Below are 15,199 nucleotides of genomic sequence, written 5' to 3'. Positions count from 1 at the left end.
CCCTCACACTGTGTGAGACGGAAACCTTGGAGGAGTCATGTTCACCATTGGAGAGTTCGCATCGATCGGCCGGGTTTCCATCCGCATGCTCCGGCACTACGACCACATCGGACTGCTGACCCCGACGCGGGTTGATCCGTACACCGGATACCGCTTCTACGACGGCCGGCAGTTCGAGACTTTGGGCCGAGTACTCGAGTTCAAGGACTTGGGTTTTCGGCTCGATGACGTCAAGCGGATCGTCGACGGCGATCTCGACGACGCTGCGTTGCGCGAGATGCTCGCAGCCAAGCGCGCTGAGGTGGCCTCGCGAATCGACCTCGATGCGGCCAGACTTCGCCGACTCGATGCTCGCCTCCAACACACCGAAGGAGCACACGCCATGATCACCGTGGAAACGAAATCCTTGCCAGCTGTGCGCATCGCGCAGATCAGTCGAAACGCAACCGGGTTCGGCAACGAGAACATCGGCCCGGTCATCGGGCCCCTGTATGCGCAGTTGGCCGAGCAGCTCGCGGCGGCAGGGGTTGCATTCGGTCCCTCGGCCATCGCCACCTACGAGGCACTCGACGACGATTTTGCCGACATCCGGGTCAACGCGGCGTTCCCAGTGCACGGGGATGTGCAGGCAGCAGGCGAGGTTGAAATTGTGGATCTGCCCGGCGTCGAACTGGCTGTGACGACGATCCACCACGGCTCGATGGCCACCATCGCGCAGACTTGGGAAGCGCTGATGGCATGGACAACCGAGAACGGCTACCAACTCGCCGGAATCTGCCGCGAAAACTACCTCGTCTCCGAACCCAAGCCCCAGGAAGAGTGGGTCACCGAACTGCAGCAGCCCGTCGTGAAGGCGTGAACTGGGAAGCTACGACGCCCGGCTGAGCGCGATCTCGCCGATGCACTGGCAACCGCCGGTTACCTCGGAGCAGTCGAGCACGAGGTAGTGGCGGACGTACTCGTAATCGAGGCATTCCGGTTCGGTGCATTCGGGCGAGCCGGATGAGTGGATCACCAGCGTGCCGTGGCAGTGATCGACAGCTGCGGTGCAGTCTCTGCAAGACATGACGGGCGCTCCTTTCGCGTGTGTCCTTCCTTGATATCACCGCACTCCGACAGGTCCGGGAGATGAAGGGTGTGTTCGGATGCGCGCGCTGTTATTGGGTGTCGCGGCGTCGCCCTCTCCGATTAGCATCGCGGGATGGCTACTCCTCACGACAAAGTGTTCTTCGGCGACCGCATCATCGATGCGCAGGACGCGACGCTGGGGGTAGCCACGTCCGCCGTCCTCTACGGCTTGAGTGTCTACACGGTCTTCCCGGTGCAGACCACCGATGGCGCGAGAACTGCGTTCCGGCTACGCGACCACCACCAACGGCTACTGGAATCCTGCAAGATCATCGGCATCGACACCTTCGGTCCGGCGTGGCCGTTCGAGCGCTTCGTCGAGGTGGTTCGCGAGGTCGTCGCCGCGAACGATCCGCAGCACGAGGTGTACGTCCGTGCCACCGTGCACGTGGACGAGTCGATCCCCGGCACCCGAGTGCGCGGTTTGAGCACCACGGTGTCGATCTTCCTGTACGACGCTGTGCCGATCGTCCCGCAGGACGGCATGCGCCTCAAGACGAGTGTGTGGCGCCGGATACCCGACAACGCGATTCCCTCGCGCGCGAAGGTGAACGGCGCGTACGTCAATTCGGTGCTCGCGAAACAGGACGCGATCGACAGCGGCTTCGACGACTGCATCTTCCTCGACATCAACGGCCACGTGTGCGAGCTCAGTGCGGCGAACATTTTCCTCGTCCGAGGTGGGACGTTGATCACCCCGGACGTCACCAGCGACATCCTCGACGGCATCAACCGTCGCACCATCTTGACCCTCGCCCGGGAAGAGGGCTTGGAGGTCCAGGAACGCACCGTCGACCTCACCGAGCTGTACATCGCCGACGAGGTGTTCGTGTGCGGGACCTCAGCGGGTGTCGCGCCCGTGCACGAGATCGACGGCCGCGCGGTTGCCGAGCGCGCAACCGGTCCTGTCACCTTGATGCTGCGTAAGCGACACCTCGCAGCTCTGACGGGCGACGAGGTGCACGGCTGGGTCACCACCCTCTGACACCCGTTCCGCCGATCCCCGTTCCGCCGAGATCGAGGTTATGCCGCGGTTCCGGCGCTTTTCAGTGCATAACCTCGATCTCGGCGATCAGGGACGAGCAGCCGCATCGAGAAGCACCGCTGCCGCGCGGCGTGCAGCGATCGCGGCCTCGGGGGATTCCGAGATCGCGGCGGTGGTCTGAGCCCCCTCAGCAAGCAGTGCGATCTGCAGGCCCAGCTCCGGTGAACAGCCTGCTTCGACGACCAAATCTGTTATGTAGTCGACGAATTGCCGCTTGTGGGCGTGTGCGGCGTCGGCGACGGCGGGCATCGTGGCACCGAGCTCGCCGAACGAGTTGATGAAGGCGCAGCCCCGGAAATTGTCCTCGCGAAACCACTGATCGAGAAAGTCGAAGATCGACAGGATCTTCTCGCGCGGGGTGTCGTGGTGGGCTGCTTCGGCCAGGATGCGCTCGTTCCACAGGGCAGTCCGACCGGCCAGCACCTGCGCGACGATGTCGGCTTTGGACGGGAACAGTGCGTACATGCGCTTGAGCGGGATGCCGGCCGCGGTGCGGACGGCGTCCATCCCGACGGCTTGCACGCCGCGCGCGTAGAACAACTCGTCCGCGGCTTCGAGTACTGCCGTGCGCGCATCGTCCGTTTCCATCGCTGCCCTCCTCTACCCCTTGCGCTGAGAACCTACGTTCTCTACGGTAGTGCATAGCGAGAGAACGATCGTTCTCTCGCGAGAACTCACCGACGAGGAAAGGCTCAACCATGGCTTTCATCAACGTAGGTACCGAGAACAGCACACCCATCGACGTCTACTACGAGGATCACGGAACCGGTCAGCCCGTGGTGCTGATTCACGGCTACCCGCTCGACGGCAACTCCTGGGAGCGTCAGGCTGCGGCTCTGCTCGACGCCGGCTACCGCGTCATCACCTACGACCGCCGCGGCTTCGGGCAGTCCAGCAAGCCCACCACCGGGTACGACTACGACACCTTCGCCTCGGACCTGAACTCCGTGCTCACCGAGCTGGACCTCAGTGATGTCGTACTCGTCGGATTCTCGATGGGCACAGGCGAACTCGCCCGCTACGCCGCGAAGTACGGCACCGACCGCATCGCGAAGTTCGCGTTCCTCGCCTCGCTCGAACCGTTCCTGCTGCAGACCGAGGACAACCCGACCGGTGTTCCGCAGTCGGTCTTCGACGGCATCTCCGCCGCAGCGCGCGGGGACCGCTTCGCCTGGTTCGACAACTTCTACAAGGATTTCTACAACCTCGACGAAAACCTCGGCACCCGCATCAGCGAGGCTGCCGTGCGCAACAGCTGGAACGTCGCCGCCGGTAGCGCACCCGTTGCGGCATACGCCGTCGTACCGACATGGATCGAGGATTTCCGCGACGATGTCCAGAAGGTTCGCCAGTCAGGCAAGCCCACGCTGATCCTGCACGGCACCAAGGACAACATCCTGCCCATCGACTCCACCGGCCGCGAGTTCACCAAGGCCTTCCCCGAGGCGGAGTACGTCGAGATCGAGGGCGCACCCCACGGTCTGCTGTGGACGCACTTCCAGGAGGTCAACGACGTCCTGCTGCCGTTCGTGAAGAAGTAACTCGTCGTGCGAGCATGATTGCGTGAGTGACGCCGACCGACCGTCCGTGGTGACCTCGGAGTCCGTGCGGCTCGGGGTTCTGCTGGCGGTCGTGGGCGGGTTCCTCGACGCCTACACCTTCATGACTCGCGACGGGGTGTTCGCCAACGCGCAGACCGCCAACGTGGTGTTGTTCGGCATCGATCTCGTGCAAGGGGACTGGCGGTCCGCGCTGGGATACGTGCCACCTCTGGTGGCGTTCACGTTGGGCGTGTTCACCGCGGAAGCTGTATCCAGACCGGCCGTCGCACGTATCGTGCGACGGCCGGTTCGCGCTGTCCTCGTCATCGAGATCGTGGTGCTTGCGATCGTGGGATTCGTCCCAACTTCGGTCCCGAATCCTGTTGTCACCATTGCGATTTCCTTCGTGGCCGCCCTTCAGGTCACCACGTTCAGGGTGCTCGTCGACCAGGCGTTCAGTACCACCATGACGACGGGCAACTTACGTAGCCTCTCCCAGGCCGCCTTTCACCGAATCGCCGACGGCGACAGAGCCGCTGGGGCCAGGGCGCTCAACTTCGGATTCGTCATCGCGGGCTTCCTGTGCGGAGCCATTCTGGGTTCGCAGATGGTCCGCGTCCTCGACACCGGTGCCGCATGGGTGGCGGCGGGCATGCTGGTAGTGGCGTTGGCACTGTTCATGTTCGACGAGTGGCGGGGCGTGCCGCGAGTGAGGCACCCATCGCCGTAGCCTCCACCGCCGAGCTACTGGCCGACGACGACGACACCGTCGGAATCGCTGTAGACGATTTCACCCGGGTTGAAGGTGATCCCGCCGAATTCGACGGGCACGTTCTTCTCTCCCGATCCGGTTTGGGTGCTCTTGCGGGGGTTGGAGCCGAGCGCTTTGACGCCGATCTCGAGGGTGCGCAGGATCGCGGCATCGCGGATGGCGCCGTTGACGATCACCCCGGCCCATCCGTTGGTGACGCCTCGGCCGGCGATGATGTCGCCGACGAGGGCGGTGTGCACGCTAGCGTCCCCGTCGACGACGAGTACGCCGCCGTTGCCGGGCTCGCTGAGGGTCTGCTTGACCAGCAAATTGTCCTGGAAGCACTTGATGGTGGTGATGGGTCCGGCGAACTCCGGGTTCTTGCCGAATTGGACGAACTGTGTGTCGCAGCTACGAATCTCGGGCCCGATCTCGTCGGCCAGATCTGCGGTTGCCTTGAATTCGACGGAAGTCATGGCCGAGAGCTTAGTAGAGTCGTCCGTGGCGTCTCTCGTAGTCCTCGCGCGTGCGGTCGACCCTGGCCTGCGCGTCCGCATTGAGAAGCGCCGGGTCCAGGCCGTGGACGAGCAGGCGGTGCCGACGGTAGACGTTCATCAGCGCGATGGTGAAGTACACCAGCGGAATGAACAGCAGCGCCATCATCGCCAACCCGATCCACAGCGGACCCGGGATGAGGAGAAACAGCGCTAGCAACGGAACCACCGGCAGCGTGAATCGGATCAGATACCGGGCCTGCGCGCCGGTACCGACGAGATCGTCACGAACCCAGTCCTGCATGGAAGGCGGCAGCACACGTCCGAACTGGTAACCCAGGTACTGTCCGAAGTCGGGCTTGTGTGCGCTCACAGTTGCAAACTCTACTCTTGTCGAACCAACCGCCTGATCAGCTGTTGCGCGCGGCGTTGGCGACGATCGCGTCGCGAATGTACCGGGCAAGACCCGGGGCCCTGTCGTCGTAGTGCTTGGTGAAGCGCTCGTCGGCGATGTACATCTCGCCGAGGCAGACGTGCAGCTCGTAGCCGCAGTCGTAGTGCCGTTCGATGCTTGCTCGGTGCCGTTCGGCCAGTGCCGCGGCCTCCTCGGACTCCGCGGAAACCCCGGCCGTGAGCGCCTGGGCAAAATCCGCGTCCAAGGCGTCGGATTCGGCCTTGATCCGCTTCCAGTCCTCCTTGGTGAACCGCGCCGTCCGCTCCTGCGACTGCTTCCACGCCTCGGTGTCGCCCCAGCGCTCCTCGGCCTCGCCTGCATACTCGTCGCCGAGCCAGTCGTCGCCGAACACCTCGCGCTGCTCGTCCGGGGTGAGTTGAATTCCCATTTTTTTCGCCTCCATCATCTTGTCCACGGCCGCAGCCATTCGATGCAAGCGATCGATCCGCTCGTCGAGCAGATCGCGTTGGCGTTGTAGATGCGCCATCGCGTCGACGGTCGGATCGTCCAGGAGAGTGGCGATGTCGTCCAGCGCGAAACCGAGTTCGCGGTAGGTCAGCACTCGGTGCAGACGCTCGACGTCTGCCGCCGAGTAGCTGCGGTAGCCCTTGGGCGTGCGGTCCGACGGCACGACGAGACCGATGTCGTCGTAGTGGTGCAGAGTCCGCACGCTGATCCCGACGAGCCGGGCCACCTCGCCGACTTTCATCTCTCCTGAATCGCTCACAGAAGACAAGGGTGGTACCTCCCGCGACGTCAGGGTCAAGTCCTTTCTCAGCGAACCACTCTTTCGCAGCCACCGGTAGGTAGGCCGGCGAGTCGCTCGTCGAGCCACGCGAACGCGCCAGGCCTGCCGTTGCCCTCTGCAGCTGCGTGGTCACCGGGAACCAGTTCCAGATGCACCGAGGCTCCCATGGCGCACCACTGATCCTGGACGGCCTCGGCTCCCTCCTTGGGGATGAGGAAGTCCTGCAGGCCCTGGTAGATGTAGATCGGCGCCTCGGGCTTGTTCCGGCCCATCCGGTTCTCCTCGACGATGGCGCGGGTGAGCGGTTCCTGGAACACGTCGGGGGAGGTGGAGAAGTTCCGCTGGTCGAGCAGCAGGAGGCCGCTGTAGGACAGCACGTCCACGCACTGATCCTTCTGCAGGAGCGCGATGCGTCGCCCGGTGTCGTTGGTCGAGTCGAGCAGCTCGGGGTATTCGCGTGCGAGCCCCGTCGTGGCGGCAGCGAACAAGCCGGAGCCGATGCCTCCGTTGAGGGAGCGCTGCAGGATGTTGTAGTCGGTGGGTGGCCCGCCGAACGCGACGCCGACGATGTTCAGTTCCGGTGCGTACCCGGGTGCCAGCTGAGCCGCCCAACCCGAGGCGATGGCGCCGCCGGAGTAACCGGTGATGCCGATGGGTGCGTCGGGGGATACGCCGGCGGTCCGACTCGCGCGAAGTCCGTCGAGGACGGTGTGCCCCGACACGATCCCGGCCGAGTAGGCCTGACGCGGCCCCTGGTAGTCGGTGACGACGACGGCATATCCGCGGCCCAGCAGGTCGCCGACCCGGTCGATCTCCTTGTTGGTGCCGCGGGGGAGCGTGTACGACGGCGCGCACGCGTTGCCGAGCGAATCGGTCGCCTCGTTGTATGCGACGACCGGTCGAGGTCCGCCGCCCGTCCACGGAGCATCGGGAACGATGACGGTCGTCGCCGCGGCAATCGGGTTGTACTTCGAGTCGGTCGACCGGAACAGCAATTGAGTCGACGTCGTACCCGGTAGCACCGCAACGCTTCTGGAGTTCAGAACCGCACCGGGACTGCGTGTTTCGAACCCGGCAGGCGGGTCGAACCACGAATCGCCGAGAGGAGTGGGCAGGTAGGCTGCCGGATCTCGAGGTGGTGCGAGGAGATCGCCCACTGGGTCTGCCTGTGCTGCCGGCGCGAGCGCGAACAGCATCGCTGCTGCCCCCGCGAGAACGAAAGTTCTACGCATCGTGTGTTTCCCACCCTGCATCGTCTTCGAGAGCGCCCCGACGCCTAGGAAAGACCGTCCGCCATGGTGCCACAGATCGCGCCCGGGGCGGCGGGTTCACTCCCTGGCCATAGTCATCTGAGTGAATGACAGTCATGACGACACCCGTGCCCTTCGACGAGGATTTCCTCGGGCCGACGACGCCGATGCCGAGCCGCCCAGGTCTGATCGAGTTGCCCTACATGCACTTCACCGTCTCGATGGACCCGAATCGGCGTCTCGCAGCAGTCACCGCAGTGAACATCGACGGCAGCCGATTGCGTGCTGTTGCCCGTGGCGACAACTGGCGACTCGATGACCGTCTGCCGGCCGATCAGCAGGCGGGGCCGGAGTTGTATTCCAACAACGATCTCGATCGCGGCCATTTGGTCCGACGCCGCGATCCGGTCTGGGGGCCGCAAGAGGTAGCCGAACGGGCGAACTCCGACACCTTCCACTACACGGTGTGCGCACCGCAGACCTCGACGCTGAACCAGTCGATGACGCTGTGGCTCGGGCTCGAGGACTACGTTCTCGAACACGCACGGCAGTACGGGCAACTGCTGTCGGTGTTCACGGGCTGCATCTTCGCAGGCGAGGACCCGATCTACCGCGACGTCGCCATCCCGCGGCAGTTCTACAAGATCGCTGCGTGGGCACAGGGCGAGGAACTGGCCGCCACCGGCTACGTGCTGGACCAGACGTCCTCGCTCGATCCGATAGTGGAACCGTCGATCTCGGTGACGGACGTTCCGCCGCTCGGGCCCTACCGTACATTCCAGGTGCCGATCGAGGACATCGCGTCGGCAACCGCTCTCGAGCTCGCCGAACTGGTCGCGGCCGACCGCTACGCACCCATTGCGTCGGCGGCCGGGGCCGAGGATCGTTGGACCGAGCTTGCCGAGTTCGACGCGATCGTCCTCTGACCGCGGACTGTGATGCGGCCCACCGACGGGGTAGGTTGTGTGTAACTCCAAGAACTACTCACCAGTAGGGGTACGAAATGCCAGCTCCGAGCGCTGCGACCTTCTCGCGGCTCGCCGATCTCATCGCCATTCCTGACGCCGCAGCCCGGCCGACGAAGTCCATCACGGAGGTGTTCACCGGCAAGGAGCTCGCAACCATCCCCGTCGGCACTGCCGAGGACGCCGAAGCGGCCATCGCCCGCGCACGCGTCGCACAGAAGACGTGGGCCAAGCGTCCCGTCGCCGAGCGTGCCGAGATCTTCCACCGGTACCGCGACCTCGTCCTCGCGCACCGCGACGAGCTGATGGATATGGCCCAGGCCGAGACCGGCAAGTCCCGCGCCGCTGCCCTCGAGGAAGTACTCGACATCGCGATGACCTCGCGTCACTACGCACGCACCGCCGCGAAGCTACTCGCGCCGAAGCGAGTGACAGGCATGCTGCCGGTGTTGACCAAGACCCGCGTTCGCTACCAGCCCAAGGGCATCGTCGGGATCATCTCGCCGTGGAACTACCCGATGACTCTCGCGGTTTCCGACGCCATTCCGGCCCTGCTCGCGGGCAACGGCGCCGTGCTCAAGCCCGATTCCCAGACGCCCTACTGCGCTCTTGCCGTCGTCGAACTGCTCTACAAGGCGGGACTGCCGCGTGACCTCTTCCCGGTGGTGCCCGGGCCCGGGTCCGTAGTGGGAACGGCAATCGTCGAGAACACCGAGTACGTCATGTTCACCGGTTCCACCAAGACCGGCCAGCTGCTCGCTGAGCAGGCCGGGCGTCGTCTCATCGGATTCTCCGCCGAACTCGGTGGCAAGAACGCAATGATCGTCGCCCAGGGCGCCAACCTGCGGGAAGTGTCCGACGCGGCCGTTCGTGCCTGCTTCTCCAACTCGGGCCAGCTCTGCATCTCCATCGAACGCATCTACGTCGAGAAGTCCATCGCCGAGGAGTTCACCGCCAAGTTCGGCCAGCGGGTGCGCAACATGACTCTCGGCGCCGACTACGAGTTCGGCATCGAAATGGGCAGCCTCATCTCCGAGGACCAGATCAAGACGGTCTCGGCGCATGTCGACGACGCCAAGGTCAAGGGCGCGAAGGTTATCGCCGGAGGCAACGCCCGACCCGACGTCGGGCCTCTGTTCTACGAACCGACCGTGCTGACGAACGTCAGCGACGATATGGAATGCGCGGCCACCGAGACGTTCGGCCCGCTCGTATCCATCTACCCGGTGGCCGATGTCGAGGAAGCGATCGAGAAGGCCAACGACACCGAATACGGCCTCAATGCCAGCGTGTGGGCGAAGACCAAGGCGGAGGGCGAGAGCATCGCTGCCCGCCTTCGCTCGGGAACAGTCAACGTGGACGAGGGCTACGCCCCCGCATGGGGAACCACCGGCGCTCCGATGGGCGGCATGGGTGTCTCCGGCATGGGGCGCCGTCACGGACCCGACGGGCTGCTCAAGTACACCGAATCGCAGACCATCGCGACCACGCGCCTGCTCAATCTCGGCGGACCGCGCGGACTGCCGCCGAAACTGTGGGCGAAGATCATGCCCCCCTTCGTCAAGGCGCTGAAGTACCTGCCGGGTCGGTAGGCGCGTTAGCTTTCGGGGTGACCGAATGTGACATTCGCTAGCGCCCTGGGTGACCGAATGTCACCCTCGCACACTCAGAGTGACCGGATGTGACATTCGGTGCGGCCCAGGTGACCGGATGTGACATTCGGTGCGGCCCAGGTGACCGAATGTGACATTCGCTAGCGCCCAGGTGACCGAAGGTGACATTCGCTCCGGGCAACACCCCCGAAAGGCCCGCACACCACGTGGTGTGCGGGCCTTTTCGCGGGTTCTTCACTATCTGACGCGGTGCCCGTCGAGCTCTGCGGGCACTGTGGTGGGCTGCTCGAAGGGAGCCGATGTGTCGTCGACCGGCTCCTCGACCAGGTCGATTGTCTTGCGTAGCGGTCGGTTAGGGATGAAGGCGACCGCGATCAGCGTGACGATGGCGACGAATCCGGCGATGAGGAAGATCCGTCCGGTCGCGTCACCGTAGGCGGTGCGAATGACCATCTCCACCGGCGCAGGCAGGGAGTCGAGGTCGAGTGATCCGCCGCCGCTCGAGGAGGCGTCGACACCCAGTTCGGCCAGACCTGCAACCGACTTGTCTGCCACTCGGGTTGCCAACAGCGACCCCAGCACCGAGACGCCGATTGCGCCGCCGAAGGTGCGGAAGAACGCGACGGTCGATGACGCCGCGCCGACGTTTTTTACGCTTACCGTGTTCTGCACGGCAAGGACGAGGTTCTGCATCAGCATGCCGGTCCCGAGACCAACGATGGTGATGAAGATGCCGACCGTCCACAGGCTGGTGGCGTGGTCTATGGAGCCCAGAAGCAGGAATCCGATGACCAGCAGCACGGCACCGGTGACGATGTAGGGCTTCCAGCGTCCGAATCGGGTGATGAGTTGCCCGGACCCGACAGAGGCGACGAGCATGCCGAACACCAGTGGGATCGACAGCAGTCCGGCATCGGTCGGCGAGTAGCCCCGAGCGGTCTGGAAGTACTGGGTCAGGAAGGTGGTGGCCCCGAACAGTCCGACACCGACGGAGATCGAGGCGATGATCGCCAGGCCCGTGGTGCGTTCGGTGACGATGTGCAGCGGGATGATCGGCGAGGAGTGCCGCGACTCGACGAGGATCATCAGCGCCAACAGCAGGACTCCGGCGCCGACCAGCAGTGCGGTCTCGCGTGAAATCCAAGCGTAGTAGTCGGCCTTGCCTGCGAACGAAACCCACACCAGCAGAATGGAAACGCCCGCAGTGAGGAGAAGGGCGCCGAGCCAGTCGATCGAGACGTTCTCTTTGCGTTCGGTCTCGATGTGCAGTGTCTTCTGAAGCAGAACGAGTGCGACGACGGCCAACGGGACGCAGACGAAGAAGGTCCAGCGCCAGCCGAGGGGGCTGTCGACGATGAGGCCACCGAGAATCGGTCCGCCGGACATCGAGACGGCCATCACGGCACCGGTGTAGCCGGAGTATCGGCCGCGTTCACGTGGCGAGACGATGGTGCCGATGATCGCGATGACCAGGGCCGTCAGCCCGCCCATGCCGATACCCTGAATCACGCGGGCGCCCAGCAGAAGTGGAACGCTGTGCGCGAATCCTGCGATCAGCGAGCCGGCGACGAAGATGAGGATGGCGCTCTGGACCAGGACCTTCTTGTTGAACAGATCGGCCAGCTTGCCCCAGATGGGCGTCGAGGCCGCGTTGGCCAGGAGCGCGGTGGTGATGACCCATGCGTAGGCAGTCTGGGAGCCCTGCAGATCAGCGATGATGGTGGGCAGTGCCGTCGAGACGATGGTGGTGCTCAGTAGCGCGGTGAACAGCGCAGCAAGGAGTCCGGTGAGCGCCTCGAGGATCTGACGGTGAGTCATCGCGCCGCTCTCGGACGCCTGTGGACCGGGTGGATTCTCGATCGATGTAGCCATTTTCTTATCTCGCAATCAATTTCAAATGGGATATGTACTGAGCGCCTTCGTCGAACGTGGTGTTGAGCCGACGGATCGACTCGAGCGCGTCCAGTGCGTCTTGTTCGTCCCAGTTCTCCAACATCGCGCGGAGTCGAGTGGCTCGGCGATCCCAGATATGGGTCAGTTTCTGTTGGCCTTGCGCCGATACGCAGACCAGCGACGCGCGTTTGTCGCAGGGGTCGGGGGTTCGGTCGATGAATCCGAGGTCGACGAGTTCTGCGATCTGCCGGCTGAGGGCGGACTGGCTGACGCAGAGCCTGTTGGCGAGGTCGGTCTGTCTGCATTCACCTTCGGTCGCGAGGGCGGCCAGCACTCCGGTCAGCGCCTGCGGCAGCGGTGAAGCCTCATCTCCGGTGGTCACGGCCCGCTTCAGCACGCGTCCGAAGAGGAATATTTCTTCGACGAGGGCCTCGGCTGTAGTGGTTCGCACTGCCATGGTGGCTCCAACGGTCTGGGTTAAATTACTTGCTGTCCGCAACCATATATATAAGTGGATGCAGCAATCAACTAATTTTCTTATCTCGTGGATCACAATAGAACTCTCGAGGTGCGGAACGCAGCATCGACGGGCAGGTCAGCCGGCTGCGGCGTCGAAAATCCCCCGTCGAACGTTCATGGTGACCCGGTCCCCGACGGCAGGTCGGGGGCCGGGTACCGCGCATCGAAACGACATTCCGTGCGAGAGGACCACAACATCGCTGACGCCCCGACCGTAGAGGGAGGACGTCACCACACCCGCAGTGCAATCGTGTGGGGATCCGGCGGCCAAGGAGATGTCCGACGGCAGGATCGCCAACCGTCCGCGCCCCTCCTCGGCTGCTTCGATGATATCGGCAGTCAGCTCGATGGGATGGCTGTCGGCGTGAAAGCGGCCGCTGTCGACGACACCGTCGATCACGTTGGCATCGGAGAGGAACTGCGCGACGAAAGCCGACGCGGGCCGTGCGACGACGTCCTCCGGCCTTCCGATCTGTGCGATGGCGCCGCCGTCGAGGATGGCGACGCGGTCGGCGAGCGCCAACGCCTCCGACCTGTCGTGGGTGACGTGAACGACCGTGAGCCCGGCAGCGCGCGTCAGGGACCGCAGTTCGAGTCGCAACCGATCACGTAGCGGCTCGTCCAACGCGGACAGCGCCTCGTCCAGCAGTAGTGCTCTTGGCGAGCGCACCAATGCTCGGGCAAGTGCCACGCGTTGCCGCTGACCACCGGACAGAGTTGCCGGATCCCGCGATTCGAGCCCCGGTAGACCGACAAGTTCGAGCACCTCCGCGACCCGTTTCTTTCTGCTCTCGCGTGAGACCCCCGAAAGTTCGAGTGGGTACGACACATTGCGGCCGACGGTGCGGTGGGGCCACAGCGCATGCTGCTGGAACACCATGCCGAGCCCACGTTTCTCCGGCGGCACTGTGCGACCCGCGCCGGCCACGACATCGCCTCCGATCGTCACCGTTCCGGCCGTGGGTTCGAGGAAACCTGCGACGGCACGCAGCAGCGTCGTCTTGCCCGAACCCGACGGCCCGACGAGGGCGAGGAACTCACCGTCGGCGATGTGGAGATCGATATCGCGAAGACCGGTGTTCCCGCCCGGATAGTCGAGGTGGAGGCCGTCGAGGGCAATAGCGGACATCAGCTGCGCTTCTTTCGATCCGTGACGCCCGCGACCAGGCCGAGACCTGCAATGCCGACGAGGGCGACGATGAGGGACAGTGCGGCGGCCGCGTTGTAGTCGCCCGCCTGCTGCAGATTGAAGATCGACACGCCGAGCGTCTGGGTGCCCGGTGCGACGAGCAGCACCGACATGGTCAGCTCCCGCACCGCCGTCAACGCCACAAGCACGCCGCCCGTGATCGCCGCCGGCACCGCCAACTTCCATGACACGTCGTACAGCGCCCGCACCGGTGACGCGCCGGACGACCGGGCGACCTCTTCCAGGGCACTGGGCGTCGCTTTCAGCGGCGCGCGGACTGCCTGCACCACGATCGCCAGAAATGCCATCACGTAAGCGCAGAGAATGACCCAGCGGGTATCGAACAGTCCTGTGTAGCGGCCGACGATGAGCCAGCCGACCGCGATGACCAGACCCGGAATGGCCTGGGGCAGCATGGCAACGACGTCGAGGCCGACGTTGTCGCGTGTACGCGTGCGGGTGGTGAGCACACCCAGCGCGAGGCCGACCACGCCGCAGATCACGGCCGCACCGACGGCCAACATCACCGAGTTCTGGATTCCGACGAGGGTTCCCGGGGCGGTCACGGCGGCGACGATGCTGTCGAGCGTCAGGTTCTCCCACGTGAACGCGATACCGGGTGCCGGAAGAAGAGCTTGCGAGGCGAGGGCGAGGATCGGCAACAGGGTTACCGCGAGTGCAAGCGTCCATACGAGAAATCCGACTGCGGCGCGGCTGCGTCCCAGCGGCAGCCGGGCCGACACCGTCGTCGCCGCGTCGATGTAGGTGTTGCGACGGCCGAGGACGCGATCGACGGCGACGGCGGCCACCGCGAGTACCAGCAGCACGATGCCGATGGTCGAGACCACTTCGAGAGGCTTTGCGACGGTGCCGGATTGAATGAATCGGTACACCATCGTCGAGAGCGTGACGTAACGGTCGGGGAGTCCGATGAGTGCGGGAATGCCGAAGTCGGCGAGGTTGGACACCGCCGTCAGCGTGAACGCGGCGATCGCAGCCGTGCGCAGCAGCGGCAACGTCGCATCCCGCAGGGCGCGCCACGGCGACGCCCCCGCCACGCGCGCGGCCTGTTCGAGGTCGCCGGGAATGCGTCGCAATGCCGCCGCGACGATCAGGTAGGCGAGGGGATACGAGTGCAGAGTCAGCAGGAAGATGACGCCGTCACCGCCGTAGATGTTCCACAGCGGCCCGCCGAACTGCTCAGCCCAGAACTTGTTGATCATCCCACTCGGCCCGAGCAGTCCGGTCCAGGCGATGGCTCCGACGAACGGCGGTATCAGCAACGGACTCAGCAGGATCAGCCGAACGATGTTGCGGCCGGGAAGATCCGTCCGATCGAGCACCAGCGCCATGGCGACCGCGATCACCACCGCCAGCGCGGCCGAGACACCGGCGGAGACGGCGCTGTTGACCGCGGCGTCGACGATCCCGGCGTCGAGCAGAACTCGAACGTGGTTGCCGCCGAGCCCGATCGACACCACCGCGCCGATCGGCACGACGATCACGGCCACCACGATGACCCACAGGGTCAGTCTGACTACAGAAAGGCCATTCGGCCTATGTGAGTGGAAATCCATAGCAGGCTATGGATTTCCACTCACATGCGCGG

General features: G+C 64.7%; 16 protein-coding genes. 6 read left to right on the top strand and 10 right to left on the bottom strand.

All coding sequences use genetic code 11. From position 1 onward, the window contains the following. Window positions 1–37 precede the first annotated feature (37 nt). Entirely contained in the window at window positions 38–859 is an 822-nt protein-coding gene (locus KVY23_RS06545; protein ID WP_230555780.1) for a MerR family transcriptional regulator, read from the top strand. Between the two features lie 9 nt (window positions 860–868). Here KVY23_RS06545 and KVY23_RS06540 read toward each other — a convergent pair whose 3' ends face one another. Further along, complete coding sequence (locus KVY23_RS06540; protein WP_230555779.1) at window positions 869–1,066, bottom strand: hypothetical protein; 198 nt, start codon at window positions 1,064–1,066, stop codon at window positions 869–871. Window positions 1,067–1,201: 135 nt separating this feature from the next. Here KVY23_RS06540 and KVY23_RS06535 point away from each other — a divergent pair, with 135 nt between their 5' ends. Further along, window positions 1,202–2,113, top strand: coding sequence for an aminotransferase class IV (locus KVY23_RS06535; protein ID WP_206508874.1), 912 nt, complete (start codon window positions 1,202–1,204; stop codon window positions 2,111–2,113). A gap of 87 nt (window positions 2,114–2,200) precedes the next feature. On the opposite strand, the gene KVY23_RS06530 is transcribed toward KVY23_RS06535, so the two are convergent. After that, window positions 2,201–2,761: a TetR/AcrR family transcriptional regulator gene (locus KVY23_RS06530; RefSeq protein WP_230555778.1), complete on the bottom strand. Its 561-nt coding sequence runs from the start codon at window positions 2,759–2,761 to the stop codon at window positions 2,201–2,203. A gap of 110 nt (window positions 2,762–2,871) precedes the next feature. Between KVY23_RS06530 and KVY23_RS06525 the strand changes: the two genes are divergently transcribed. Both KVY23_RS06525 and KVY23_RS06520 read left to right on the top strand, forming a co-directional pair. Next, complete coding sequence (locus KVY23_RS06525) at window positions 2,872–3,714, top strand: alpha/beta fold hydrolase (protein WP_230555777.1); 843 nt, start codon at window positions 2,872–2,874, stop codon at window positions 3,712–3,714. 22 nt (window positions 3,715–3,736) lie between these two features. Beyond that, window positions 3,737–4,444, top strand: coding sequence for a YoaK family protein (locus KVY23_RS06520; protein WP_230555776.1), 708 nt, complete (start codon window positions 3,737–3,739; stop codon window positions 4,442–4,444). 14 nt (window positions 4,445–4,458) lie between these two features. On the opposite strand, the gene rraA is transcribed toward KVY23_RS06520, so the two are convergent. The 4 genes from rraA to KVY23_RS06500 form a co-directional block, all read right to left on the bottom strand. Further along, complete coding sequence (gene rraA, locus KVY23_RS06515; protein WP_075837702.1) at window positions 4,459–4,941, bottom strand: ribonuclease E activity regulator RraA; 483 nt, start codon at window positions 4,939–4,941, stop codon at window positions 4,459–4,461. A gap of 10 nt (window positions 4,942–4,951) precedes the next feature. After that, complete coding sequence (locus tag KVY23_RS06510; protein WP_230555902.1) at window positions 4,952–5,263, bottom strand: DUF5313 family protein; 312 nt, start codon at window positions 5,261–5,263, stop codon at window positions 4,952–4,954. 106 nt (window positions 5,264–5,369) lie between these two features. Continuing rightward, window positions 5,370–6,122: a MerR family transcriptional regulator gene (locus KVY23_RS06505; RefSeq protein WP_230555901.1), complete on the bottom strand. Its 753-nt coding sequence runs from the start codon at window positions 6,120–6,122 to the stop codon at window positions 5,370–5,372. A 65-nt stretch (window positions 6,123–6,187) separates the two neighbouring features. Next, a complete protein-coding gene (locus KVY23_RS06500; RefSeq protein WP_230555775.1) occupies window positions 6,188–7,393 on the bottom strand; it encodes a lipase family protein in 1,206 nt (401 codons plus the stop codon). Window positions 7,394–7,527: 134 nt separating this feature from the next. Between KVY23_RS06500 and KVY23_RS06495 the strand changes: the two genes are divergently transcribed. Both KVY23_RS06495 and KVY23_RS06490 read left to right on the top strand, forming a co-directional pair. Then, on the top strand, window positions 7,528–8,337 hold the full coding sequence (locus tag KVY23_RS06495; RefSeq protein WP_230555774.1) for a DNA/RNA non-specific endonuclease: 810 nt from the start codon (window positions 7,528–7,530) through the stop codon (window positions 8,335–8,337). A 77-nt stretch (window positions 8,338–8,414) separates the two neighbouring features. Next, on the top strand, window positions 8,415–9,968 hold the full coding sequence (locus tag KVY23_RS06490; RefSeq protein ID WP_230555773.1) for a succinic semialdehyde dehydrogenase: 1,554 nt from the start codon (window positions 8,415–8,417) through the stop codon (window positions 9,966–9,968). A 258-nt stretch (window positions 9,969–10,226) separates the two neighbouring features. Here the strand turns inward: KVY23_RS06490 and KVY23_RS06485 are convergent, their stop codons facing one another. From KVY23_RS06485 to KVY23_RS06470, 4 genes are all read right to left on the bottom strand, one after another. After that, entirely contained in the window at window positions 10,227–11,807 is a 1,581-nt protein-coding gene (locus KVY23_RS06485; RefSeq protein WP_187346678.1) for an MDR family MFS transporter, read from the bottom strand. 58 nt (window positions 11,808–11,865) lie between these two features. Next, window positions 11,866–12,339 carry a MarR family winged helix-turn-helix transcriptional regulator gene (locus KVY23_RS06480; protein ID WP_075837697.1) on the bottom strand — a complete coding sequence of 158 codons (474 nt, stop codon included), beginning with the start codon at window positions 12,337–12,339 and terminating at the stop codon, window positions 11,866–11,868. Window positions 12,340–12,477: 138 nt separating this feature from the next. Further along, window positions 12,478–13,530: an ABC transporter ATP-binding protein gene (locus KVY23_RS06475; protein WP_230555772.1), complete on the bottom strand. Its 1,053-nt coding sequence runs from the start codon at window positions 13,528–13,530 to the stop codon at window positions 12,478–12,480. Then, window positions 13,530–15,167, bottom strand: a complete 1,638-nt coding sequence (locus KVY23_RS06470; protein WP_230555771.1) for an iron ABC transporter permease — start codon at window positions 15,165–15,167, stop codon at window positions 13,530–13,532. The genes KVY23_RS06475 and KVY23_RS06470 overlap by 1 nt, the downstream gene beginning before the upstream one ends. Window positions 15,168–15,199 lie beyond the last annotated feature (32 nt).

Source organism: Rhodococcus sp. I2R (assembly GCF_020889545.1).
Lineage (GTDB): Bacteria > Actinomycetota > Actinomycetes > Mycobacteriales > Mycobacteriaceae > Rhodococcoides.
Note: the sequence above shows the minus strand (reverse complement) of the source record. Positions and strands in the feature narration are given on the sequence as shown.